Raw genomic sequence first — 22780 nt, forward strand, 5'->3', positions numbered from 1 at the left:
CGGGTCCCTCGTGTCGTCCGCTCGGTCACAGCTCGCCGACGTTCGTCAGCCGGATCACCGCGCGGCTCTCCTCGTCGGAGGCGGCGAGGTCGACCTCGGCGGAGATGCCCCAGCCGTGGTCGCCGTCGGGGTCGGCGAAGGCCTGCCGCACCCGCCACAGGCCGTGCTCCGGCTCCTCCTCGATCATCAGCAGCTTCGGGCCGCGCGCGTCGGGTCCGGTGCCCAGGTCGTCGTACTCGTCCCAGTAGCCGTCCATGGCGTCGGCCCAGGTGTCGGCGTCCCAGCCGGCGTCGGAGTCGAGCTCGCCGAGCAGGTCGTGGCGCTCGAGCGCGGCCAGTTCGACCCGGCGGAAGAGCGCGTTGCGCACCAGCACCCGGAAGGCCCGGGCGTTCGCGGTGACCGGCTTGACCTGGTCGGCCCGCTCGGCGGCCTGCTCCGCGCTCTCCACCTCGGGATTGGCCAGCTGCTCCCACTCGTCCAGCAGGCTGGAGTCCACCTGCCTGACCAGCTCGCCGAGCCAGGCGGTCAGGTCCTGGAAGTCCTCCGACTTCAGGTCGTCGGGCACGGTGTGTTCAAGCGCCTTGTACGCGCCGGCCAGGTAGCGCAGCACGATGCCCTCGGTCCTGGCGAGCTCGTAGTAGGAGGTGAACTCCGAGAAGGTCATGGCGCGTTCGTACATGTCGCGCACCACGGACTTCGGCGACAGCGGGTGGTCGCCGACCCACGGGTGGCTCTTGCGGTACACCCCGTAGGCGTGCAGCAGCAGCTCCTCCAGCGGCTTGGGGTAGCTGACGTCCTGGAGCCGCTCCATCCGGTCCTCGTACTCGACGCCGTCGGCCTTCATCGCGGCCACCGCCTCGCCGCGCGCCTTGTTCTGCTGCGCGGCCAGGATCTGCCGCGGGTCGTCGAGGGTGGACTCCACGACCGAGACCATGTCCAGCGCGTAGGAGGGGGAGTCGGGGTCGAGGAGTTCGAAGGAGGCCAGCGCGAAGGTCGACAGCGGCTGGTTGAGCGCGAAGTCCTGCTGCAGGTCGACGGTCAGCCGGACGATCCGCCCCTCGGCGTCCGGCTCGTCCAGCCGCTCCACCACCCCGCCGGCCACCAGGGACCGGTAGATGGCGATGGCCCGGCGGATGTGCCGCAACTGGTGGCGGCGGTCCTCGTGGTTGTCCTCCAAGAGGCTGCGCATCGCCTCGAAAGCGTTGCCAGGCCGGGCGATGACCGAGAGCAGCATCGCGTGGGTGACCCGGAACCGGGAGGTCAGCGGCTCCGGATCGGAGGCGATCAGCTTGTCGAAGGTGGCCTCCGACCAGCCCACGAAGCCCTCAGGTGCCTTCTTGCGCACCACCTTGCGGCGCTTCTTCGGGTCGTCGCCGGCCTTGGCGAGCGCCTTCTCGTTCTCGATCACGTGCTCAGGCGCCTGCGCCACCACGAAGCCCGCGGTGTCGAACCCGGCCCGGCCGGCCCGGCCGGCGATCTGGTGGAACTCCCTGGCCCGCAGCACCCGCACCCGCTGCCCGTCGTATTTGGCCAGCGCGGTGAACAGCACCGTGCGGATCGGCACGTTGACCCCGACGCCGAGGGTGTCGGTCCCGCAGATCACCTTCAGCAGGCCGGCCTGCGCCAGCTTCTCCACCAGCCGCCGGTACTTGGGCAGCATCCCCGCGTGGTGCACGCCGATGCCGTGCCGCACGAAGCGGGACAGGTTGCGGCCGAAGGTCGTGGTGAAGCGGAAGTTGCCGATCAGGTCGGCGATGGCGTCCTTCTCCGCCCGGGTGCACATGTTGATGCTCATCAGCGCCTGCGCCCGCTCCACGGCGGCGGCCTGCGTGAAGTGCACGATGTAGACCGGGTACTGACGGGTCTCCAGCAGTTCGGTCAGTGTCTCGGTCATCGGCGAGGTGCGGTACTCGTAGCTGAGCGGCACCGGCCGGGACGCCGAGCGCACCACGGCCGTGGGGCGGCCGGTGCGCCGGGTCAGGTCCTCCTCGAACCGGGCGACGTCACCCAGGGTGGCCGACATCAGCAGGAACTGCGCCTGCGGGAGTTCGAGCAGCGGGATCTGCCAGGCCCAGCCGCGGTCGGGTTCGGCGTAGAAGTGGAACTCGTCCATGACGACCTGGCCGACGTCAGCGCTGCGGCCGTCGCGCAGCGCGATGGAGGCCAGCACCTCCGCGGTGCAGCAGATCACCGGCGCGTCCGGGTTGACCGAGGCGTCGCCGGTGAGCATCCCCACGTTCTCGGTGCCGAACAGCTTGCACAGGTCGAAGAACTTCTCCGACACCAGCGCCTTGATCGGCGCGGTGTAGAAGGTGACCTCGTCCCGCGCCAGCGCGGCGAAGTGCGCACCCGCCGCGACCAGGCTCTTTCCGGAGCCGGTCGGGGTGGAGAGGATCACGTTCGCACCGGAGACCACCTCGATCAGCGCCTCCTCCTGGGCCGGATAGAGCGCGATGCCCTGGCCCTGCGCCCACGTCGAGAACGCTTCGAAGAGGGCATCGGGGTCGGGCTCGGAAGGCAGCAGATCGATAAGGGTCACCCCTCCATCTTGCCCGTCCTGGCGCCGGGCGGCGGAACCGGCGGCGGAGACCGTGATCAACAACGCTAGGGTGTGCCGTCTGCGATGTGTCAACTCCGCCTGCGGGCGGCCGTGTAGGGGGGATGAACGGCACCATGATGGGACCCGCGCACTCACTGTCCGGAGCGGCGGCCTGGCTGGCGGTGGGGGCGGCCGCGGCCGGCCTCGACCACCCGATGCCGTGGCCCACGCTCGTGGTCGGTGCGCTCATCTGCGCGGGTGCGGCCCTCGCGCCCGACCTCGACCACCAGGCCGCGACCATCTCGCGGGCCTTCGGGCCGATCTCCCGGCTGCTGTGCAAGATCATCGACCTGCTGGCGCACGCGGTCTACCGGGCGACCAGGAAGAAGGGCGACCCGCGGCGGGCCGGCGGCCACCGCACCCTGACCCACACCTGGGTGTGGGCCGCGCTGCTCGGCACCGGCTGCTCGGCCGCCGCCGTCTACGGCGGGCGCTGGGCGGTGCTGGGGATCCTGTTCGTGCACATGGTGCTGGCCGTCGAGGGGCTGCTGTGGCGGCAGGCCAGGACGTCCAGCGACATCCTGGTCTGGCTGCTCGGCGCCACCAGCGCCTGGATGCTCGCCGACGTGCTGGACGACCCGGGCAACGGCAAGGACTGGCTGTTCACCCAGCCCGGCCAGCACTACATGTGGATCGGCCTGCCGATCCTGCTGGGCGCCCTGGTGCACTGCGTCGGCGACGCGCTGACCGTCTCCGGCTGCCCGATCCTGTGGCCGATCCCGATCGGCCGCCGGCGCTGGTACCCGATCGGGCCGCCCAAGTTCATGCGCTTCCGGGCCGGCAGCTGGGTGGAGATCAAGATACTCACCCCGGTGTTCTTCCTGATCGGCGGCGCGAGCGCGATGGGCGCCCTGGGCGTCTTCGGCTGAGCCCGCGCGGTCGCCGTCCCGCCCCGGCGACCGCGCCGCGGCCCCGCCGGTCAGCCGTGCCAGGACCGCCAGAGCGCCGCGTAGGCGCCCTCGGCGGCGACCAGGTCGTGGTGGCTGCCGAGCTCGGTGATCCGGCCGGCCTCCACCACCGCGATCACGTCGGCGTCGTGCGCGGTGTGCAGCCGGTGGGCGATGGCGACCACGGTGCGGCCCTCCAGCACCCGGGACAGCGAGCGCTCCAGGTGCCGGGCCGCCCGCGGGTCGAGCAGCGAGGTGGCCTCGTCGAGTACCAGGGTGTGCGGGTCGGCGAGCACCAGCCGGGCCAGCGCGAGCTGCTGGGCCTGCGCCGGGGTGAGCACCGCCCCGCCGGAGCCCACCTCGGTGTCGAGGCCGTCGGCGAGCGCCCGCGCCCAGTCCTCGGCGTCCACCGCGCGCAGGGCCTCCCACAGCTCGTCGTCACCGGCGGCCACCCGGGCCAGTCGCAGGTTGTCGCGGAGCGAGCCGACGAAGACGTGGTGCTCCTGGTTGACCAGGGCCACATGCTCGCGCACCCGTTCGGCGGGCATCCGTGCGAGCTGCGCGCCGCCGAGCGTGATGTCGCCCGAGCGCGGCGCGTAGATCCCGGCGAGCAGCCGCCCGAGGGTGGACTTGCCCGCGCCCGACGGGCCGACCAGGGCCAGCCGGGTGCCGGGCGGCACGCTCAGGCTCACCCCGTGCAGCACGTCGGTGCCCGCGCGGTAGCCGAACCGCACCTCGTCGGCCGTCATCAGCCGGCCGTCCGGCGTGATCGCCGTGTCGCCCTCGGCCGCGGCCACCTCGCGCACCCCGACCAGCCGGGCCAGCGACACCTGGGCGACCTGGAGCTCGTCGTACCAGCGCAGGATGAGGTTCACCGGGTCCACCAGCATCTGGGCGTACAGGGCGCCGGTGGTCAGCTCGCCCACCGTCACCCAGCCGTTCAGCGCGAACGAGCCGCCGATCATCAGTACCGCGGTGAGGATCAGCGCGTGCGTCAGGTTGATCACCGGGAACAGCACCGTGCGCAGCCACATCGTGTAGCGCTCCCAGGCCGTCCACTGCCCGATCCGGAGACGGGACAGCTCCTCGCGCCGCGCGCCCAGACCGTGCGCCTCGATGGTGCGGCCGGCGTCCACCGACTCGGTCAGCGCCGCCGCCACGGCCGCGTAGCCGGCCGCCTCGGACCGGTAGGCCCGCGGCGCGCGGCGGAAGTACCAGCGGCAGCCGGTCAGCAGCAGCGGCAGCGCGACCAGCACCGACAACGCCAGCGGCGGCGAGGTGACGGTCAGCGCGCCGAGCAGCAGCCCCACCCAGACCACGGCGATCGCCAACTGCGGCACGGCCTCCCGCATCGCCTCCGACAGCCGGTCGATGTCGGTGGTGATCCGGGACAGCAGGTCGCCGGTGCCGGCCCGCTCCAGCACGCCCGGCGGCAGCGCCACCGAGCGGACCAGGAAGTCCTCCCGCAGGTCGGCGAGCATCCGCTCGCCGAGGATCGCCCCGCGCAGCCGTACCAGCCGTACGAAGAACGCCTGGACGGCGAGCGCGGCGAGGAACAGGCTCACGGTGCGCCCGAGATGGACCTCGCGGTGCCCGTCGGACAGGTCCTGCACCAGGCCGCCGAGCAGGTAGGGGCCCACCATCGAGGCGAGTACCGAGATCGTGTTGACGGCCATCAGCATGGCGAAGGCGCCCCGGTGCCGGCGGGCCAGCTCGCGCACGTACCCGCGCACGGTCGCCGCCGAGCCCACCGGCAGCGTGGTGCTCTGCTGCGGCGCGGCCGGGTCGTACAGCGGCGGTGGTACGCCGATCATGCTGTCTCCTCCATCGTCGCGGCGGTACGGGGCGCGGGCGCGGCGCCGGCCACTGGGCGGGCGGCGGCGTCGGCCTCGCGGGTGACCACGGCGCGGTATTGCGCGCTGGTCCGCAGCAGCTCGTGGTGGCCGCCGCTCGCCGCCACGGTGCCGCCGTCCAGGAAGACCACCAGGTCCGCCCGGTCCAGCACCAGCGGGCTCGATGTCAGCACGACCGTCGTCCGGCCGGCCCTGACCGCGCCGAGCCCGCGGGCGATCCGCGCCTCGGTGTGCGCGTCCACCGCGGACGTCGGCTCGTCGAGCACCAGCACCTCGGGGTCGGTCACCAGCGAGCGGGCCAGGGCGAGCCGCTGCCGCTGGCCGCCGGAGAGGGACCGGCCGCGCTCGGTGATCCTGGCCCGCATCGGGTCGCCGCTCCCGGCGTCGGCGCCGGCCAGCGACTCGACCAGCGCGTCGAGCACGTCGCCGCACTGCGCCGCGGCCAGCGCGTCATCGGCGCTGACCGCACCGGAAGACGGCACGTCGAGCAGTTCGGCCAGCGTGCCCGACAGCAGCACCGGGTCCTTGTCCTGGACGAGCACCGCCTTGCGCGCCACCGCCAGCGGCAGCGCGTCGAGCGGCTGCCCGCCGAGCAGCGCGGAGGCCGCCTCGCCGGTGCCGGCCGGGCTGTGCCCGCCGAGCCGGTCGGCCAGCCGCCCGGCCTCGTCCGGGTCACCGCACACCACCGCGGTCAGCAGCCCGGCCGGGACGCGCAGCCCGGAGTGCGGATCGTGCAGCTCACCGGCCGGCGGCTCCGCGCCGCCGGTACCGGCCGTACCGCCTGCACCCGCCGCAGCGGCCGACGGCTCCGCGTCGGAGCGGCGCAGCGCCAGCACCCGGGCCGCCCGTTTCGCCGACGGCCTGGAGAAGGACCAGGCCATCGCGATCTCCTCGAAGTTTCCGAGCGGAAGCATCAGGAAGACCACCGAGCCGTACACCGTGACCAGTTCGCCCACCGTGATCGTGCCGTCGAGCGCCAGCCGGGTCCCGTACCAGGCGACCCCGACCAGCAGCAGCCCCGGCAGCACCACCTGGAGCGCGGAGATCAGCGCCCACATCCTGGCGCTGTGCACCGCGGCGGTCCGCACCTGCTGGGAGGCCGCGCGGTACCGGTCGAGGAACAGCTCCTCGCCGCCGATACCCCGCAGCACCCGCAGGCCGGCGACGGTGTCGGAGGCGAGTTCGGTGGCCCGGCCGGCCTTCTCCCGCTGGAGGTCGGCCCGCCGGGTGGCGGCCGGGAGCAGCGGCAGCACCGAGAGCGCCAGAAACGGCACGGCCGCCGCCACCAGCACGCCCAGCGCGGGCTGGTAGATCAGCAGGGCGACCGCGATCCCGACGGTGGCGAGCAGCGCCGAGGTGAAGCGGGCCACCGCCTCCACGAACCAGCCGATCTTCTCCACGTCCCCGGTGCTCACCGCGACCACCTCGCCGGCCGCCACCCGCCGGGTCAGCACCGAGCCCAGCTCGACGGTCTTGCGGGACAGCAGCTGCTGGACCCTGGCGGCCACGCAGATCCAGTTGGTCACCGCGGTGCGGTGCAGCATGGTGTCGCCGAGCGCGGTGAGCACTCCGAGCAGCAGCATCAGGCCGCCGGCCAGTGCCAGCCGGGATCCCGAGTGGTCCACCACCGCCTGTACGGCCAGGCCCACCGCCGCCGGGAACGAGGCGACCGCTGCCATGTGCAGGGTGCCCCAGCCGGTGGCGGCCAGCTGCCCGCGCCACTGGCGCAGCTCCAGCCAGAGCAGAAAACGGAAGCCGGACCGGACGTCGGGCACGCCCGGATCGGCCAGCGGAAGATCGCGGAGGGACGGCATGGTGTCCTGGAGGGTCGGTGCGGGGTGATCGGCGGGATCGGACCGAGTGGGGCGGATGCGGAGAATCGGCGCGAAGTGCGGTCCTGAGCCGTGCAAGGTTCGCGAAATCCGCCGGGCGGGGTCAACAGGTTTTCCGCCCCCGGCCCGCGGGAGACCGCCGATGGCGGCGGGAACCGGCCACAACTGTCCGCGCGTCGCTCCCCGCAGTGGGAGGATGGTCGGCGATGCGTGAGAAAACGACGATGTGCACGGCGATGGTGGCGGCAGCGGCGGCCGGGATGCTGCTGCTGTCCGGCTGCGGTGGGAAGAGCGGCGACGACGCGGGCTCCGCCGCCGCGCCGAGCGGCGCGAACGGCAAGGCGCCCGCGGCGGCCCCCTCCAAGTCCGCCTCGCCGCCCGCGGAGAGCCGTACGCTGCCCGGCGTCGGCTCCGCGATGTACGCGAAGGTGCCGGGCAGCACCCGGCAGGCCGTCGTCGTCACCGGCGCCGGCCCGAAGTCGGCGGACTCCACCCTGACCCTGTTCACCAGGTCGGGCGGCCTGTGGCACCGCGGCCCCAGCTGGCCCGCGCACAACGGCGACCACGGCTGGACGACCGCCCACCACGAGAACGACCGCAAGAGCCCGGTCGGCGTCTTCACCCTGCACGACGCGGGCGGCGTCCTGGCCGATCCGGGGGCGAAGCTGCCCTACCACCAGTCGCAGTCGTTCACCCCGCCCGCCTGGTGGGCGCCGAGCTACCAGCACGACTTCGACTACGTGATCGCCATCGACTTCAACCGGGTGGTCGGCACCTCGCCGAACGACCCGACCCGCCCGCTCGGCGAGACCAAGGGCGGCGGCATCTGGCTGCACATGGACCACGGCAGCGGCAGCTCCGCCTGCGTGACGCTGTCCAAGACGGGGATGCGCTATCTGCTGCGCACCCTCACGCCGGCCGACCACCCGGTCGTGGTGATGGGCGACAAGGCGGATCTCGCGAGCTGAGTCCGGCCCGAGCCCGGCCTGAGGCCCCGCCTGAGCCAGGACCGGGCCGGCCCGGCCCCGTACGACGGGATCTGACCAGCATCTTCACGACCGGAAGGGAACAGTCCACCCGCAGTTGACTCGGGCGTACCCGTTGGCGGCACACTGTGGACTTCCATTTCTCGGCCACAGAGGGGATCCCCCACCCATGAAGGGCTTTCGCGCGTTCCTTTTGCGCGGCAACGTCGTCGATCTCGCGGTCGGCATCGTCGTCGGCGCGGCCTTCACCAGCCTGGTGAACGGCTTCGTCAAGGCGTTCCTGACCCCGATCGTCGGCCTGCTGACCGGAGCCACCGGCGACTTCAGCGCCAGGACGTTCAAGGCCTCCGGCGTGACCTTCCCGTACGGGATCTTCATCGACGCGACGATCAGCTTCGTGATCGTCGCCTCGGTGATCTACTTCCTGGTCGTCCTGCCGATGAACCGCATGCAGGAGAGGTTCTTCCCCAAGCAGACCGCCGCGCCGATGGTGGAGTGCCCGGAGTGCCTGACCGCGATACCCGCCGCCGCCAAGCGGTGCAGCGCCTGCACCGCCCCGGTGCCGCCGAAGGTCGTCGTGCAGTCCACGGGCCCGGACGGGCCGGTGGACCTGGACTGACCCACCGCACGCGGTGCCGGCCGGCTCAGCAGCGGGCCGGCTCCGGGGCGCTCGACTCGTCGAGCACGGCCAGCAGCGCGGTCAGCGCGCCGCGCTGGTCCTCGTCCAGCGGGGCCAGCAGCTCCGCGGCGGAGGTCCGCCGGGCCTTGCGCAGGTCGAGCAGCGCCTGCCGGCCGCCCTCGCGCAGCTCGATCCGGATCGAGCGGCGGTTGTCGGGGTCGGGCATCCGCCGTACCAGCTCCAGCGCCTCCAGTGCGTCCACCAGCGTGGTCACCGCCCGCGGTACCACGTCGAGGCGGTGCGCGAGGTCGGCCATCCGGGGCGGCTGCTCGTAGTGCGCGAGCGCCCGCAGCAGCCGGGCCTGGGCCGGAGTGATGCCCAGTGGTTCGAGCAGCTGGCGCTGGGAGCGGTGCAGCCGGCGGCTGAGCCGGAGCAGCTGGTCGGCCAGACGGGCCGTGACCTCGTCCGTTCCGTCCGCGTCCACCGTGGCGGTGCGTGTCTCCATGGGACCGAGTCTATCAGGACACAGTTCATTGTGAGTATAGGTAACAATGACCTATACTCTGTTTGCCAGGCACCATCCTGATGACCCGAGGAGCCCTTTGCGCCCCGAGAACGAACTGACCTCCCGGTGGACGCCACCGAAGAAGAAACCCGACTCTCCCACCGACGTGCGCCGCATCGTGCGGCTCTTCCGTCCCTATCGCGGCCGGCTCGCCGTCGTCGGCGCGCTGGTCGCGCTGTCCTCGCTGGTGTCGGTCGCCTCGCCGTTCCTGCTGCGGGCGATCCTTGACACCGCGATCCCCGAGCGCCGCACCGGGCTGCTCAGCCTGCTCGCGCTCGGCATGATCGCCACCGCCGTCGCCACCGGCGTCTTCGGCGTACTCCAGACCCTGATCTCCACCACTGTCGGCCAGCGCGTGATGCACGACCTTCGCACGGCCGTCTACGAGCGGCTGCAGCGCATGTCGCTGGCGTTCTTCACCCGCACCCGCACCGGCGAGGTGCAGTCCAGGATCGCCAACGACATCGGCGGCATGCAGGCCACCGTCACCTCCACCGCGACCTCGCTGGTCTCCAACCTCACCGCCGTCATTGCCTCCATCGTGGCCATGATCGCCCTGGACTGGCGGCTGACCGTGGTCTCGCTGCTGCTGCTCCCGGTGTTCGTCTGGATCGCCAGGAAGGTCGGCAGGGAACGCAAGAAGATCGCCACCGACCGGCAGAAGCAGATGGCCTCGATGTCCGCGATCGTGACCGAGTCCCTGTCGGTCAGCGGCATCCTGCTCGGCCGCACCATGGGCCGCTCCGACTCGCTGACCCGCGACTTCTCCACCGAGTCCGAGCGGCTGGTGGATCTCGAGGTGCGCTCCAACATGTCGGGCCGCTGGCGGATGTCGGTGATCGGCATCGTGATGGCCGCGATGCCCGCCCTGCTGTACTGGGCGGCCGGCATCACCACGGGACACGGCGGGCCCGCCGTCTCGATCGGCACCCTGGTCGCGTTCGTCTCGCTCCAGCAGGGCCTGTTCCGCCCGACCGTGTCACTGCTGTCCACCGGCGTGCAGGTGCAGACCTCGCTCGCGCTCTTCCAGCGGATCTTCGAATACCTCGACCTGCCGATCGACATCAGCGAGCGGCCCGGCGCAGTACGGCTCGACCAGGTGCGCGGCGACGTGCGCTTCGAGAACGTCGACTTCGCCTACGACCCCGAGTCCGGCAGCGCCACGCTGCACGGCATCGACCTGGAGATCCCGGCGGGCGGCAGCCTGGCCGTCGTCGGCGCCACCGGCTCCGGCAAGAGCACGCTGAGCTACCTGGTCCCGCGGCTGTACGACGTGACCGGCGGCCGGGTGACGCTGGACGGCACCGACGTCCGCGACCTGACCTTCGACACGCTGGCTTCGGCGGTCGGGGTCGTCTCCCAGGAGACGTACCTCTTCCACGCCTCGGTCGCCGAGAACCTGCGCTTCGCCAAGCCCGACGCGACCGACGCGCAGATCAGGGCCGCCGCCGAGGCGGCGCAGATCCACGAGCACATCGCCGGACTGCCCGACGGCTACGACACGCTGGTCGGCGAGCGCGGCTACCGGTTCTCCGGCGGCGAGAAGCAGCGGCTGGCCATCGCCCGCACCATCCTGCGCGACCCGCCGGTGCTCATCCTGGACGAGGCCACCAGCGCGCTCGACACCAGGACGGAACGGGCCGTCCAGGACGCGATCGACTCGCTGTCGGCCGGCCGCACCACCCTCACGATCGCGCACCGGCTCTCCACCATCCGGGACGCCGACCAGATCGTGGTCCTCGACGAGGGCCGGATCGTCGAACGCGGCAGCCATGACGAACTCCTCGCGCAGGACGGCCGCTACGCCGCGCTGGTCCGCCGCGACACCCAGTTGGCCACCGTCGCGCCCTGAGCCTTGCCTCCGAGAGGTTACCCACCGGTAAGGTGGGTGGCCCGCCCGGTGGAAGGCCGCCGGTGGGAGCTCATCCGGTGGGAGACCGCCCGCCCTGCTCAGGAGGCCACTGGTGCCCGCACGATCCGCCCGACTGCTCGCCGGCCTGCTCGCCACCGCGGGCGCCACCCACCTGCTCTACCCGAAGCCGTACGACGCGATCGTGCCGTCGCAGCTGCCGGGCAGCGCCCGCGCCTGGACGCAGGGCAGCGCCGCCGCCGAACTCGCCCTCGCGGCCGCGGTCGCACTGCCCGCCACCCGCAAGGCCGGGGCGCTGCTCACCGCGGGCTTCTTCGTCGCGGTCTTCCCGGCCAACGTCAAGATGGCCTACGACTGGCGGCACCGCAGGGAGCCCTACCGGTCCGCGGCCATCGCCCGGCTGCCGGTCCAGGCGCCGCTGGTGCTCTGGGCGCTCAAGGTCAGCCGGAACGCGGCGCGGTAGAGCCGCCGCTGCGGGCGCGTCCGGCCGCTGCTCCCGGCGGACCGCGCCCTCAGGGCGCTTCCATCACCAGGACGACGTCCAGCGTGCGCGGCCCGTGCACGCCCTCCACCCGGTCCAGTTCGATGTCGCTGGTCGCGGAGGGCCCGGAGATCCAGGTCAGCGGGCGGCGCGGATCCAGCCGAGGCAGCGCCTGCGGCACCGCGTCCACCACCTGGTCGGGTGCCCGCACCACGCAGACATGGTGGTCGGGCACCAGAGTGATCCGCCGCCTGCCCTGGCCGGCGGAACCGTCGAGCACGATGGTGCCGGTCTCCGCGACGGCCACCGCGCAACCGGTCACGACGCTGTCCACGGCGTCCAGCTCCCGCGCGCCCAACGCGTCCTCGTCCGGCAGCACTTCGACGCCGTCCAGCTCCGCGAGCCAGCCTTCCGGCAGCCCCGCGGGTACGACCGCGCGCCGCGTGCCGTGCTCGGCGAGCAGCCGGGCGATCGTCCCGGGCAGCCCCGCGGCGTCCGTACGGTGCACCTGCGCGCGGTAGTCGGCCAGGTTCTCGGCCAGCAGCGCGGCGGTCTCGGACGGGGTCCGGTCGGCGTGCACCTGGAGGTAGTCGCGGGCCACGGGCACCGCCTCGGGCGTCTCGTCACGCGGGACGTCGGCCAGGGCGGCGCGGACCCGGCGCAGGATCTCCTCCCGGCCGCCGCCGCTGTGCTGCCCGGCGGCGGGCTGTGCCTGCCCGTTTCCCTGCTCGGTGCCCGTCACTTGTCGTCGCCCTTCTCCTGCTTCGCCGATGCCCGGGCCGCCCGTTCGCGTTGTTGCCACCAGTCGCGGAAGGTCTGGGTGGGGATCTGGGGGAGGGTGCGGGTGTTGGTCCAGGCTTTGGTGGTGCGGGTGGGGAGGGTTTTGGGGTGGAGGTGGCGGGTGGTGGTGGCGGTGCGGAGGGTGGTGTTCCAGGCGGTGGGGTGGTCCAGGGTCCAGCGGGCGGCGCGCATGGCGAGGCGTTCGGTGGTGTGGCCTTTGGCGGGTTTGATGGTGACGGTGGTGCCGTTTCGGGTGGTGGTGGTGCCTTGGGCGATGCGTTCGCGGAGGTGGACGAGGACGTCGGGGATGTTGATGGCGACGGGGCAGACGTCGTAGCAGGCGCCGCAGAGGGTGGAGGCGTAGGGGAGGGAGGCGTCCAGGGGGGTGGTGGTGCCGCGGAGTTGGGGGGTGAGGATGGCGCCGATGGGGCCGGGGTAGGGGGAGCCGTAGGCGTGGCCGCCGGCGCGTTCGTAGACGGGGCAGACGTTGAGGCAGGCGGAGCAGCGGATGCAGCGCAGGGCTTGGCGTCCGGTGGTGTCGGCGAGGGTGTCGGTGCGGCCGTTGTCGAGGAGGACGAGGTGGAGGGTTTGGGGGCCGTCGTGGGGGGTGGTTCCGGTGAAGGTGCTGGTGTAGGGGTTCATGCGTTCTGCGGTGGAGGAGCGGGGGAGGGTTTGTAGGTAGATTTCGAGGTCGTTCCAGGTGGGGATGATTTTTTCGATGCCGACGAGGGAGATGAGGGTGTCGGGGAGGGTGAGGCACATGCGGCCGTTGCCTTCGGATTCCACGATGACGAGGGTGCCGGTTTCGGCGATGAGGAAGTTGCCGCCGGAGATGCCGATTTTGGTGCGGAGGAATTTTTCGCGGAGGTGGAGGCGGGCGGCTTCGGCGAGGTCGGCGGGGGTGTCGGTGAGGTTGTCGGGGGCGGGGCGGCCCCATTGGGCCATGTGGTCGCGGAAGATGTCGCGGATCTGGTGGCGGTTTTTGTGGATGGCGGGGACGAGGATGTGGGAGGGGAGGTCGTTGCCGAGTTGGACGATGAGTTCGGCGAGGTCGGTCTCGTAGGCGTTGATGCCGGCGTCGGCGAGGGCGTCGTTGAGGCCGATCTCCTGGGTGGCCATGGATTTGACTTTGACGACCTCGGTCTCGCCGGTGGCTTGGATGAGTTCGGTGATGATGCGGTTGGCGTCGTCGGCGTCGACGGCCCAGTGGACGGTGCCGCCGGCGGCGGTGACGGCGTGTTCTGCTTGCAGGAGGTAGTGGTCGAGGTGTCGCAGGGTGCGTTCCTTGACCGCGGCACCGGCGGCGCGTAGTTCGGCCCAGTCGTCGAGTTCGCTGACGGCCTGGGCCCGCTTGTCCCGGATCGTGCGGGTGGCATGCGTCAGGTTCGCCCGCAACTGCGTATCCCGCGTAGAGTCCGCCGCCGCCTTCGGGAACGAGGGCAGACCCAGATACGTGCCGCTCATCGGATCTCTCCCGGTGTGTAGGGGTGTTCTTGGGTGGAGGCGAGGATTTCAGCGAGGTGGATGGTGTGCAGGGGGGCGTTCTGGTGTCGGGCGATGCCGTTGATGTGCATGAGGCAGGAGTTGTCGGCGCCGCAGAGGAGGGGGGCGCCGGTGTCGGTGGCGTGTCTGACCTTGTCCTGGCCCATGGCGGTGGACACGTCGGGGTTCTTCACCGCGAAGGTGCCGCCGAAGCCGCAGCATTCGTCGGCGGCGGGCAGGTCGAGGAGGGTCAGTCCGCGCACGGCCTGGAGGAGGCGTTGGGGGCGGTCGCCGAGGCCGAGCATGCGCAGGCCGTGGCAGGAGGGGTGGTAGGTGACGGTGTGCGGGAAGTACGCGCCGACGTCGGTGACGCCGAGGACGTCGACGAGGAACTCGGTGAGTTCGTAGGTTTTGGGTGCGGCGGTGGCGGCGGCCTGGATGAGGGTGTCGCCGCGGCCTTCGGCGGCGGCTTTGGCGGCGACGCGGGGGTGCTGGTCGCGGATCATCGCGGCGCAGGAGCCGGAGGGGGTGACGATGTGGTCGTAGTCGGCGAAGGCGTCGGCGTAGCGGCGCACCAGGGCTTCGGTCTGGTGCCGGTAGCCGGTGTTGTACTGCGGTTGGCCGCAGCAGGACTGCGCGGCGGGAAAGCCGACCTCCACGCCGAGTCGTTCCAGCAGGGTGACCACTGCCTGCCCGGTGCCGGGGTAGAGCAGGTCGTTCACGCAGGTCACGAAGAGCCCTACACGCATGAGTCCGCCGCCTGGTCTCGGGAACGGCCGTCCAATTGTCGATCACGCATGCGTTCATCCTGCCGCAACCGGGCGACTCAGGGAAGCCAGACATCCGATGTTTATTGATGCTGCCCGTCGTCGCGGCGAACCGACAGCGACAGGGCGGCGGCGACCACCGCCGCCGCGGCCACCGAGATGACGGCCGTCCAGCCGGCCCCGCCGAACAGCGCGACGACGACCAGGACCACCGCGGCCAGCGCGAGTATCGCGGACACGGCGGCGAGCACGGTTCTCCAACTCTGTTCGGCCATGGCTCCCACCGTAATGAACGGCATGGCCCGGCGCCGTGCTGTCGCGGGATCGACCGGAGGCGCTTCGGCAGCGCGCGTTCAGTGCGTACGGACCGGCGAACGTCCGACCTGCGCGGCTTCTGCCGTTGGCCCGGCGGGCGCTTCCGGGCGGGACGGTGCGCCGGCCAGCAGGGCGCGGATCTCCCGTACGGCGGAGCGCCCGGCGCGGTTGGCGCCGAGCGTGCTGGCGGACGGCCCATAGCCGATCAGGTGAATCCGCGGGTCCTTCACCACCCGGGTGCCGTCCATCCGGACGCCGCCGCCGGGCTCGCGCAGCCGCAGCGGCGCCAGATGGTCCAGCGCGGCCCGGAAGCCGGTCGCCCACAGGATCACGTCGGCGTCCAGGGTGCGGCCGTCCGGCCAGACCACACCCTGCGGGGTGATCCGCTGGAACATCTCCTCCCGGCGCAGCACCCCGCTCTCCCGGGCCGCCACGATCGCGTCCGTCGCGGCCAGTCCGGTGACGCTGACGACGCTCTGCGGCGGCAGCCCGCGGCGGACCCGCTCCTCCACCAGGCCGACCGCCGCGCGCCCCCACTCCTCGGTGAACGGGCCGCTCCTGAACACCGGCGGGCGCCGCGTCACCCACGTCGTGTCGGCCACCTCCGCCAGTTCCATCAGTAGTTGCACCGCGGACGTGCCGCCGCCCACCACCACGACCCGCAGGCCGCCGAACTCCTGCGCGCCGCGGTAGTCAGCAGTGTGCAACTCCCTCCCGCGGAAGGTCTCCTGGCCCGGGTAGTACGGCAGGAAGGGCCGGTCCCAGGTGCCGGTCGCGTTCACCAGCGCCCGCGCCGACCAGACACCCGCGTCGCTCTCCACCCGCAGCCGCCCGTCGCCGCCCTCGCGTACCGCTGACACGTCGACGGGCCGGCGCACCCGCAGGTCGTACGCCTCCTCGTAGCGGGCGAAGTACGCGCTGACCACCTCGGAGGCGGGCCGGTCGGGGTCGGCGTCGCCCACCGGCATGCCGGGCAGTTCGTGCACCCGGTGCGCCTTGCCGTAGGTCAGCGACGGCCAGCGGAACTGCCAGGCGCCGCCCGCGGCGGGGGAGTGGTCGAGCATCACGAAGCCGTCGCCCGCGGTGAGCCCGGCGCGGTGCAGGAAGTACCCGGCGGACAGGCCCGCCTGGCCGGCTCCGATCACGGCCACGTCCACCACCTGCACGTCTCGCGTGCCCTCCACGTCACCCATGCTGGTGGCAACCACCCTGACAGGTGAATCCTTCCCCCCGCGCCGGGCGCCCCGGCCGGTGGCGCCGCGCCGCCCGGAGGTCTGCCAAGCTTCTGGTGCCGGCCGGGTCCACCCCCACGGGCCGGCTCAGGGCGCGACCCGGCCGGGAGCGTCGCGGAGCACACGCAGGAGGCACGCAGCATGTCGCGAACCGGGCACCCGGACGGCCCGCCCGCCGGCCCCCGCGCCGGTCTGCTGTCGGAACTGTCCGCGGCGGCACGGCGCTACACCGCGTCGTACGCGCTGTTCAACCAGGCGCTCGCGGACTACTTCGGCCTGCACCCCACCGACGTGCAGTGCCTGAACCTGCTGAGCCTTGAGGCCGGTCCCGTGACCACCGGCCGGATCGCCGAACTGACCGGCCTGAGCACCGGCTCGGCCACCCGGCTGGTGGACCGGCTCGCACGGGCCGGCTACGTGACCCGCGAGCGCGACGCGGAGGACCGCCGCCGGGTGCTGGTGGCGACGGTCCCGGCGCGGATCGCCGAGTTCGGGCAGGTGTGGGAGCGGCTCAGCGGCGACTGGTGGGCGATGCTCGACGACTACGACGAGGAGCAGCTCGCCGTGCTGCTGACCCACATGCGGCGCACCGTCGAACTGGCCTCGGCCCAGGTCACCAGGCTGCGCGCGGGCGACCTGAGCCCCGCCGGCTCCGTCGGCCCCGCCGGCTCGGACGCCGCTAGCGCCTGAAGTCCGCGGCGTGCTCGTCGGCCCACTCGGCGAAGGTCCGCGGCGGGTGCCCGATGAGCCACTCCAAGGTGTCGGTGAGGCCGGTCGGAATCCCGTCGTGTGCCTGCCACCAGTCGAGCAGCCCGTCGGCGAACTCCTCCGGGATGACGCCCGCCAGAGCCGCCTTCCAGGTCGCCCGGTCCACGGCGGCGGCCTTGATCGGCTGCCCGGTGGCCGCCGCGAGGATGCCGACCTGATCGGCGAAGCTGAGCGACTGCGGTCCCGTCAGATGGTGCGCGCCGCCGCGCGGTTCCGGCCGGGTGAGCGCGGCGAAGGCGGCCTCGGCGATGTCGGCCTCGTGCACCGGGTCGGTGGTCGCGCCCGGGTAGGGCAGCGCGACCTGGCCGGCCGACCTGATCTCCGCGGCCCACTGGTAGGCGTTGGCGGCGAAGGTGCCGGGCCGCAGCACGGTGACCGCGATCGGCGAGGCCGCCAGCGCCTCCTCCACCGTCAGGTGGTGCCGGGCGAGCCGGTCGCGGTGCGCGGCCGGCTCCAGCACCGAGCTGGAGGACAGCAGCACGATGTGCTCGACGCCGGCCGCCTCCGCCTCGGCGAGGAACTCGTCGATGTGCGCGGCCCCGGCGTAGAGGAACACCGCGCCGGCACCGGCGAGCGCGGCCCGGAATCCGCCGGGATCGGCCAGGTTCAGCGCGACCGACGGCACGCCGTCCGGTAGTCGGAGGTCGGCCGGCCGCTGGGAGGCGGCGCGCACCGGGTGGCCCGCGGTGTGCAGCAGGGGGATGAGCGTCCGGGCGATACGGCCGCGGCTGCCCGTGACGAGGATGGTCATGAGAAGGCTCCAGAAAGGGGATACGAGTGACGAGGCGGGCATGCCCGCAGAAGGGGTGAGGCAGTCGCGGGCATGAGATTGCGCCGCGCAGAATCTGCGCCACGCAGATAAATATCCGCGATGCCCCCAGCACTGTCAAACGACTTCTCGGCTCGACCGGGCCTGTCGGCGTCAGCTCTCCGAGGCGGGGCCCGCGGGCGTCAGCTCTCCACGGCGGTGGCCGCGGGCATCCGCGGCTCCGAGGCCCAGCGGCGCAGCCGGGCGACCCGCTCCGCGGCCTCCTCCAGCCGGGAGAGCGCCAGGTCGCCGTCCGCGACCGCGCGGGCGGTGGCGGCGTGGATGGCGTCCCGTACGCCCGCGCCGCTGGTCGGGCCGAGCCTGACCAGATCGACGCCGGCGATCCAGGCGAGCACCGCGGCGCCCGGCACTCCCCAGCCGGCCACGATCGGCGGGGCGTCCAGCGCGTCGCTCACCACCACGCCGCCGTAGCCGAGTTCGCCGCGCAGGACGCCGGTGACGGCGGGCCTGCTGAGCATCGCGGGCAGCGCCTCGCCGCCGGGCGCGGGGGAGCGGCCCGCGGTGATCGCCCGCACGCCGGCCGCGGCGCCCTCGGCGAACGGCCGCAGCGGGCCGGTGCCGGTGAACGGTCCGAGGGCCGCGGCCACGCCGTGCGTCTGGAGATCGGTGACGAACACCCGGGTCTGGTCGGCCCGTTCGCCGGGGCGCACTCCCAGGTGCAGATTGGCGCCCGCCGCCACGAGTTCGGCCGCCGCGGCGCTGCCGCCGCCCGGCCGCTCGGGCCCGGGGTGGCCGGTGAGCGCGTCGGGGAGCGCGGCGCGCAACGCGTCGGCGGTGGCGCGGGCGGCGTCCCCCGCGGCGTGTACGGCGACGCCCGGTGTGCCGCGGTCCAGCGCGCGCAGGATCCAGTCGGGCAGCGGGGCGCCCCGGCCGCCGACGGTGGGCAGCAGGCACGAGTCGATCAGCCCGGCCAGCCGGTGCAACGCGTTCACGTGGTGTCCCCCTTCGGGGCGCGGCAGAAGGCGTGGTGCCCGCGCGCTGAATGGTACAGACCAATATGACCCGGCGGCAATCATGCCACCCTCCGCCGGAACCTCAGCCGTCCCCCCGTCCCTCGCAGACGTGACCCGGGCACCCTCCCCGTCGCGGTCCCCGTCGCGGTCCCCGTCGCGCCGCCGTCCCCGCCGGGGTGACCATGGAGGCATGGCCGACAACTTCAGCTCCCGCGTCATCGACGTCAGCACCGGCTCCACCGAGACCGTCCACGACCTGACCGACGCCTGCGCGTCGTTCCTGCGCTCGGCAGCCGGCGGCCGGGACGGGCTGCTCAACGTCTTCGTGCCGCACGCCACCGCCGGCATCGCCGTCATGGAGACCGGTGCCGGCAGCGACGACGACCTGCTCGCCCAACTGCGCGAACTGCTGCCCGCCGACGACCGCTGGCAGCACCGGCACGGCAGCCCCGGCCACGGCCGCGACCACGTGCTGCCCGCGTTCGTCCCGCCGCACGCCACCTTCCCGGTGCTCGGCGGGCGGCTCGAACTGGGCACCTGGCAGTCGGTGGTGCTGGTGGACACCAACGTGGACAACCCGCGCCGCCAGGTCCGGCTGAGCTTCCTGGGCTGACCCGACCGGCCGCGGCCTCCCTCGCCCGAGCCCCGGGGCGGCCTCGCCGTCCGCCCGGCCTACGAGCCGAGCATCTCCGTCAGGTCGTAGCTCACCGGCTCCTCCAACTGCGCGTACGTGCACTCCGCCGGCTCGCGGTCGGTGCGCCAGCGGCGGAACTGCGCGGTGTGCCGGAACCGGTCCGCCTGCATGTGGTCGTACGCCACCTCGATCACCCGCTCGGGGCGCAGCGGGATCCACGACAGGTCCTTCTTGCCGGTCCACCGGCTCGGGCCGCCGGGCAGCCGGTCAGCGGACTGCGCCTCCTCGCTGGTCCACGCCTCCCAGGGGTGGCCCTCCACCGACTCCATCCGCAGCGGCTCGAGTTCGGTCATCAGCGCGGCCCGCCGGGCCATCGGGAACGAGGCGCAGACCCCGACGTGCTGGAGCATGCCCTCGGCGTCGTACAGGCCGAGCAGCAGCGAGCCGACCACCGGGCCGCTCTTGTGCAGCCGCAGCCCGGCGAGCACGCAGTCGGCGGTGCGCTCGTGCTTCACCTTGATCATGGTGCGGTCGCCCGGCGCGTACGGCTGGTCCAGCCGCTTGGCCACGATGCCGTCGAGGCCCGCGCCCTCGAAGCGCTGGAACCAGTCCTGGGCCAGGTCCAGATCCTCGGTCACCGGCGCGGTGAACACCGGCGGCTGCGCGTCCCGCAGCGCCTTCACCAGGGCCTGGCGGCGCTTGCTGAGCGGCTGCTCCATCACCGACTCGTCGCCGAGCGCGAGCAGGTCGAACGCCACGAAGCCGGCCGGGGTCACCTCGGCCAGGTGGCGCACCCGCGAGTCGGCCGGGTGGATCCGCTCCAGCAGGGCGTCGAAGTCCAGCCGCCCGTCCCTGGCGATCACGATCTCGCCGTCCAGCACGCAGCGCGGCGGCACCTGCTCGCGCAGCGCGCCGACCAGTTCGGGGAAGTACCGGGTCAGCGGCTTGCCGGAGCGGCTGCCGAGCTCGACCTCGTCGCCGTCGCGGAACACGATCGCCCGGAAGCCGTCCCACTTGGCCTCGTACTGCATGCCCGCGGGAATGGCCGCGGCGCTCTTGGCCAGCATCGGCTTGACGGGAGGCATCACCGGAAGGTCCATACAGCGATTGTGCGACTCCCGGCCGCCCCGCGTCCCGCCGCCGCCCCGGCCGGCCCGGAATTCCCGGACTTCCCGCGCCTGCCGACGGGCATCCGGGGCCGCCGGGGCCTAGCGTGTACGGCATGGCGAAGACGCTTGAACTGACGGTGGGCGAGCGACAGGTCAAAGTCTCCAACCCCGACAAGGTCTACTTCCCGCAGCGCGGTCTGACCAAGGCCGACATCGTGAACTACTACGTGAGCGTCGGTGACGGCATCCTGCGCGCGCTGCGGGACCGGCCGACCACGCTCGAACGGTACGTGGACGGCGTGGAGGGCGAGTCGTTCTTCCAGAAGCGGGCACCCAAGAACCTGCCGGAGTGGATCCCGACCGGCCGGATCGCGTTCCCCAGCGGGCGGTACGCCGACGAGATCTGCCCCACCGAGGCCGCCGCGGTGGTGTGGGCGGCGAACCTCGGCACGTTCACCTTCCACCCGTGGCCGGTGCGCAGGGCCGACACCGACCATCCCGACGAGCTGCGGATCGACCTCGACCCGCAGCCGGGAACGGAGTACGCCGACGCGGTGCGGGCCGCGCTGGAGCTGCGCGAGGTGCTCAAGGAGCTGGACCTGACCGGGTGGCCGAAGACCTCCGGGGGGCGCGGGCTGCACGTCTTCGTGCCGATCGCGCCCGAGTGGACCTTCACCCAGGTGCGGCGGGCGGCCATCGCCGTCGCCCGCGAGCTGGAGCGGCGGGCGCCCGACCGGATCACCACGGCCTGGTGGAAGGAGGAGCGCGGCCAGAAGATCTTCGTGGACTACAACCAGACGGCGAGGGACCGGACGATCGCCAGCGCCTATTCGGTGCGACCCTTCCCGCACGCGCCGGTCTCCGCGCCGCTGACCTGGGACGAGGTGCCGGACGCGGTCCCGGAGGACTTCGACGTGACGACGATGCCGGCGCGTTTCGCCGACATCGGCGACCTGCACGCGGACATGGACGAGCACGCCTTCCGGCTGGACGCGGCCCTCGAACTCGCCGACCGCGACGAACGCGAGCACGGCCTGGGCGACCTGCCCTACCCGCCGGACCACCCGAAGGTGAAGGGCGAGCCGAAACGCGTGCAGCCCAGCCGGGCGAAGCGGCCGTCCGGCCCGGCTGACACGTAGCGGCGCACGTGCGCTGTGCGTCGGAGGACGCCCCGTCAGGGGCGCGGGGCTGTGTCTGATCTGCGGCTCCGCCGCGTGGGCGCGATCAGCCACGACCGTGCTGCACGTCACCACCGGCCCGAAGGGGCTGGTTCTGTGGTTTCCCGGCCACCGGCCGGCGGTTGGTTGCTCGCGCAGTTCCCCGCGCCCCTTCGGGGCACGCCCCCGGGGCCTATGCGGGGGCCATGAGGTGGATCGGGAGGATCTCCTCGGTGTGGTCGTCGATCACGGAGACGCGGACCGCCGGGCGGGAGGCCGTGTCGAGGGTCGCGTCGCGGTCCAGCGCGAACAGGACGTTGACCGGGCGGGGACCGCGCGAGGCGTCGGCGTAGACGCCCGTGAAGCGCAGCACCCGCCACCCCTCGTCGTCCCACGAGTCGAGCAGCGCGGAGCGGACGATCGGCGCCGCCGCCTGCCAGGCGAGGGAGTGCTCCAGCAGTTCCACCGACGCCGCCACCGGCACCCGCTCGCCGGACGCGGGCAGCGGGCTGCCGAACACCCGCAGCCGCAGGGTGCGCAGCGGCAGCAGCCAGAGCCGGTCCGCGCCCACCGACAGCGTGACCAGCACCGCCCCGGCCACCAGGACGAAGGCCCCGGACATCGCCGGCCGGTCGGCGAGCCGCGACCACCACGCGGTGTCCGCGCCCGCGCCCGCCGTGCCGCCGGCCAGCACCAGGCCGGCCCGCGCGAAGGCGGCCGCCCCGATCGGCCCCTCGGAACGCGCACTGCACCCGCAGGACGACTCCGGCGCGGTGGCCTTGGCGTAGCCGAGGTAGCCGGTGAAACCGGCCCCGAGCAGCGCCGCGGCGACGCCCGGTACGACGGTGGTCGGCGCGGCCAGCAGACCCGCCGCCACCACCAGTTCGGCGCCGCCCACGGTCCGCAGCGCCAGCGTGGCCCGGCGCCCGTCGTTGAGCACCCGCACCAGCACGGTGTTGGCGGCCAGTTGCGCCGTCCGCCGGCCGAAGAGCTTCGCCGCGCCCGTCAGCGCCAGCAGCGCGCCGACGACCAGCGGGGCGAGGTCCAGGAAGATCATCGCAA

The 22780-nt window shown here is 73.0% G+C and carries 21 protein-coding genes; 8 read left to right on the plus strand and 13 right to left on the minus strand.

Annotated elements, in window-relative coordinates; translation table 11 throughout:
• Nucleotides 1-25: 25 nt before the first annotated feature.
• Nucleotides 26-2539, minus strand: coding sequence for a DEAD/DEAH box helicase (locus ACQPW6_RS36125; RefSeq protein ID WP_433893949.1), 2514 nt, complete (start codon nucleotides 2537-2539; stop codon nucleotides 26-28).
• A 134-nt stretch (nucleotides 2540-2673) separates the two neighbouring features.
• Between ACQPW6_RS36125 and ACQPW6_RS36130 the strand changes: the two genes are divergently transcribed.
• Nucleotides 2674-3468 carry a metal-dependent hydrolase gene (locus ACQPW6_RS36130; RefSeq protein ID WP_433894770.1) on the plus strand — a complete coding sequence of 265 codons (795 nt, stop codon included), beginning with the start codon at nucleotides 2674-2676 and terminating at the stop codon, nucleotides 3466-3468.
• A 50-nt stretch (nucleotides 3469-3518) separates the two neighbouring features.
• Here ACQPW6_RS36130 and ACQPW6_RS36135 read toward each other — a convergent pair whose 3' ends face one another.
• The gene (locus tag ACQPW6_RS36135; RefSeq protein WP_433893950.1) at nucleotides 3519-5300 is read right to left on the minus strand and encodes an ABC transporter ATP-binding protein; all 1782 of its coding nucleotides are present in this window, start codon (nucleotides 5298-5300) and stop codon (nucleotides 3519-3521) included.
• On the minus strand, nucleotides 5297-7153 hold the full coding sequence (locus ACQPW6_RS36140) for an ABC transporter transmembrane domain-containing protein (protein WP_433893951.1): 1857 nt from the start codon (nucleotides 7151-7153) through the stop codon (nucleotides 5297-5299). The genes ACQPW6_RS36135 and ACQPW6_RS36140 overlap by 4 nt, the downstream gene beginning before the upstream one ends.
• Before the next feature lie 224 nt (nucleotides 7154-7377).
• Here ACQPW6_RS36140 and ACQPW6_RS36145 point away from each other — a divergent pair, with 224 nt between their 5' ends.
• On the plus strand, nucleotides 7378-8139 hold the full coding sequence (locus ACQPW6_RS36145) for a hypothetical protein (protein ID WP_433893952.1): 762 nt from the start codon (nucleotides 7378-7380) through the stop codon (nucleotides 8137-8139).
• A 187-nt stretch (nucleotides 8140-8326) separates the two neighbouring features.
• A complete protein-coding gene (gene mscL, locus ACQPW6_RS36150; RefSeq protein ID WP_433893953.1) occupies nucleotides 8327-8776 on the plus strand; it encodes a large conductance mechanosensitive channel protein MscL in 450 nt (149 codons plus the stop codon).
• A 25-nt stretch (nucleotides 8777-8801) separates the two neighbouring features.
• On the opposite strand, the gene ACQPW6_RS36155 is transcribed toward mscL, so the two are convergent.
• The gene (locus tag ACQPW6_RS36155; protein ID WP_433893954.1) at nucleotides 8802-9281 is read right to left on the minus strand and encodes a MarR family transcriptional regulator; all 480 of its coding nucleotides are present in this window, start codon (nucleotides 9279-9281) and stop codon (nucleotides 8802-8804) included.
• A gap of 97 nt (nucleotides 9282-9378) precedes the next feature.
• Here ACQPW6_RS36155 and ACQPW6_RS36160 point away from each other — a divergent pair, with 97 nt between their 5' ends.
• Entirely contained in the window at nucleotides 9379-11193 is a 1815-nt protein-coding gene (locus tag ACQPW6_RS36160) for an ABC transporter ATP-binding protein (protein ID WP_433893955.1), read from the plus strand.
• A 112-nt stretch (nucleotides 11194-11305) separates the two neighbouring features.
• Complete coding sequence (locus ACQPW6_RS36165; RefSeq protein WP_433893956.1) at nucleotides 11306-11674, plus strand: DoxX family protein; 369 nt, start codon at nucleotides 11306-11308, stop codon at nucleotides 11672-11674.
• Between the two features lie 49 nt (nucleotides 11675-11723).
• Here the strand turns inward: ACQPW6_RS36165 and ACQPW6_RS36170 are convergent, their stop codons facing one another.
• The 5 genes from ACQPW6_RS36170 to ACQPW6_RS36190 form a co-directional block, all read right to left on the minus strand.
• On the minus strand, nucleotides 11724-12359 hold the full coding sequence (locus ACQPW6_RS36170; RefSeq protein ID WP_433894771.1) for a LutC/YkgG family protein: 636 nt from the start codon (nucleotides 12357-12359) through the stop codon (nucleotides 11724-11726).
• Between the two features lie 71 nt (nucleotides 12360-12430).
• On the minus strand, nucleotides 12431-13936 hold the full coding sequence (locus ACQPW6_RS36175) for a lactate utilization protein B (RefSeq protein WP_433893957.1): 1506 nt from the start codon (nucleotides 13934-13936) through the stop codon (nucleotides 12431-12433).
• Nucleotides 13933-14703: a (Fe-S)-binding protein gene (locus ACQPW6_RS36180; RefSeq protein WP_433893958.1), complete on the minus strand. Its 771-nt coding sequence runs from the start codon at nucleotides 14701-14703 to the stop codon at nucleotides 13933-13935. Before ACQPW6_RS36180 ends, ACQPW6_RS36175 begins: the two co-directional genes overlap by 4 nt.
• A 101-nt stretch (nucleotides 14704-14804) precedes the next feature.
• Nucleotides 14805-14996 carry a hypothetical protein gene (locus ACQPW6_RS36185; protein WP_433893959.1) on the minus strand — a complete coding sequence of 64 codons (192 nt, stop codon included), beginning with the start codon at nucleotides 14994-14996 and terminating at the stop codon, nucleotides 14805-14807.
• Nucleotides 14997-15074: 78 nt separating this feature from the next.
• Nucleotides 15075-16202, minus strand: a complete 1128-nt coding sequence (locus ACQPW6_RS36190) for an NAD(P)-binding domain-containing protein (protein ID WP_433894772.1) — start codon at nucleotides 16200-16202, stop codon at nucleotides 15075-15077.
• A gap of 207 nt (nucleotides 16203-16409) precedes the next feature.
• Here ACQPW6_RS36190 and ACQPW6_RS36195 point away from each other — a divergent pair, with 207 nt between their 5' ends.
• Complete coding sequence (locus ACQPW6_RS36195) at nucleotides 16410-16958, plus strand: MarR family winged helix-turn-helix transcriptional regulator (protein WP_433893960.1); 549 nt, start codon at nucleotides 16410-16412, stop codon at nucleotides 16956-16958.
• Here the strand turns inward: ACQPW6_RS36195 and ACQPW6_RS36200 are convergent.
• A complete protein-coding gene (locus ACQPW6_RS36200) occupies nucleotides 16948-17787 on the minus strand; it encodes an NAD(P)H-binding protein (protein ID WP_433893961.1) in 840 nt (279 codons plus the stop codon). The genes ACQPW6_RS36195 and ACQPW6_RS36200 overlap by 11 nt on opposite strands.
• Before the next feature lie 200 nt (nucleotides 17788-17987).
• Nucleotides 17988-18797 (minus strand): glycoside hydrolase family 3 N-terminal domain-containing protein, encoded by an 810-nt coding sequence (locus ACQPW6_RS36205; RefSeq protein WP_433893962.1) that lies wholly within the window; start codon nucleotides 18795-18797, stop codon nucleotides 17988-17990.
• Nucleotides 18798-19008: 211 nt separating this feature from the next.
• Between ACQPW6_RS36205 and ACQPW6_RS36210 the strand changes: the two genes are divergently transcribed.
• On the plus strand, nucleotides 19009-19431 hold the full coding sequence (locus ACQPW6_RS36210) for a secondary thiamine-phosphate synthase enzyme YjbQ (RefSeq protein WP_433893963.1): 423 nt from the start codon (nucleotides 19009-19011) through the stop codon (nucleotides 19429-19431).
• Nucleotides 19432-19490: 59 nt separating this feature from the next.
• Here the strand turns inward: ACQPW6_RS36210 and ACQPW6_RS36215 are convergent, their stop codons facing one another.
• Nucleotides 19491-20552 carry an ATP-dependent DNA ligase gene (locus ACQPW6_RS36215; protein WP_433893964.1) on the minus strand — a complete coding sequence of 354 codons (1062 nt, stop codon included), beginning with the start codon at nucleotides 20550-20552 and terminating at the stop codon, nucleotides 19491-19493.
• 122 nt (nucleotides 20553-20674) lie between these two features.
• Here ACQPW6_RS36215 and ligD point away from each other — a divergent pair, with 122 nt between their 5' ends.
• On the plus strand, nucleotides 20675-21700 hold the full coding sequence (gene ligD / locus ACQPW6_RS36220; RefSeq protein WP_433893965.1) for a non-homologous end-joining DNA ligase: 1026 nt from the start codon (nucleotides 20675-20677) through the stop codon (nucleotides 21698-21700).
• A gap of 211 nt (nucleotides 21701-21911) precedes the next feature.
• On the opposite strand, the gene ACQPW6_RS36225 is transcribed toward ligD, so the two are convergent.
• Nucleotides 21912-22775, minus strand: a complete 864-nt coding sequence (locus ACQPW6_RS36225; protein WP_433893966.1) for a MauE/DoxX family redox-associated membrane protein — start codon at nucleotides 22773-22775, stop codon at nucleotides 21912-21914.
• Between the last annotated feature and the right edge of the window lie 5 nt (nucleotides 22776-22780).

This window comes from Streptomyces sp. CA-111067, assembly GCF_050956065.1.
In the GTDB taxonomy this organism is placed as follows: Bacteria; Actinomycetota; Actinomycetes; order Streptomycetales; family Streptomycetaceae; genus Actinacidiphila.

Coding starts and splice junctions, on each gene's coding strand:
- ACQPW6_RS36130 (WP_433894770.1), top strand. CDS start 2,674: ATGATGGGACCCGCGCACTCACTGTCCGGAGCGGCGGCCTGGCTGGCG.
- ACQPW6_RS36135 (WP_433893950.1), bottom strand. CDS start 5,300: ATGATCGGCGTACCACCGCCGCTGTACGACCCGGCCGCGCCGCAGCAG.
- ACQPW6_RS36140 (WP_433893951.1), bottom strand. CDS start 7,153: ATGCCGTCCCTCCGCGATCTTCCGCTGGCCGATCCGGGCGTGCCCGAC.
- ACQPW6_RS36145 (WP_433893952.1), top strand. CDS start 7,378: ATGCGTGAGAAAACGACGATGTGCACGGCGATGGTGGCGGCAGCGGCG.
- mscL (WP_433893953.1), top strand. CDS start 8,327: ATGAAGGGCTTTCGCGCGTTCCTTTTGCGCGGCAACGTCGTCGATCTC.
- ACQPW6_RS36155 (WP_433893954.1), bottom strand. CDS start 9,281: ATGGAGACACGCACCGCCACGGTGGACGCGGACGGAACGGACGAGGTC.
- ACQPW6_RS36175 (WP_433893957.1), bottom strand. CDS start 13,936: ATGAGCGGCACGTATCTGGGTCTGCCCTCGTTCCCGAAGGCGGCGGCG.
- ACQPW6_RS36180 (WP_433893958.1), bottom strand. CDS start 14,703: ATGCGTGTAGGGCTCTTCGTGACCTGCGTGAACGACCTGCTCTACCCC.
- ACQPW6_RS36185 (WP_433893959.1), bottom strand. CDS start 14,996: ATGGCCGAACAGAGTTGGAGAACCGTGCTCGCCGCCGTGTCCGCGATA.
- ACQPW6_RS36195 (WP_433893960.1), top strand. CDS start 16,410: ATGTCGCGAACCGGGCACCCGGACGGCCCGCCCGCCGGCCCCCGCGCC.
- ACQPW6_RS36200 (WP_433893961.1), bottom strand. CDS start 17,787: ATGACCATCCTCGTCACGGGCAGCCGCGGCCGTATCGCCCGGACGCTC.
- ACQPW6_RS36210 (WP_433893963.1), top strand. CDS start 19,009: ATGGCCGACAACTTCAGCTCCCGCGTCATCGACGTCAGCACCGGCTCC.
- ACQPW6_RS36215 (WP_433893964.1), bottom strand. CDS start 20,552: ATGGACCTTCCGGTGATGCCTCCCGTCAAGCCGATGCTGGCCAAGAGC.
- ligD (WP_433893965.1), top strand. CDS start 20,675: ATGGCGAAGACGCTTGAACTGACGGTGGGCGAGCGACAGGTCAAAGTC.
- ACQPW6_RS36225 (WP_433893966.1), bottom strand. CDS start 22,775: ATGATCTTCCTGGACCTCGCCCCGCTGGTCGTCGGCGCGCTGCTGGCG.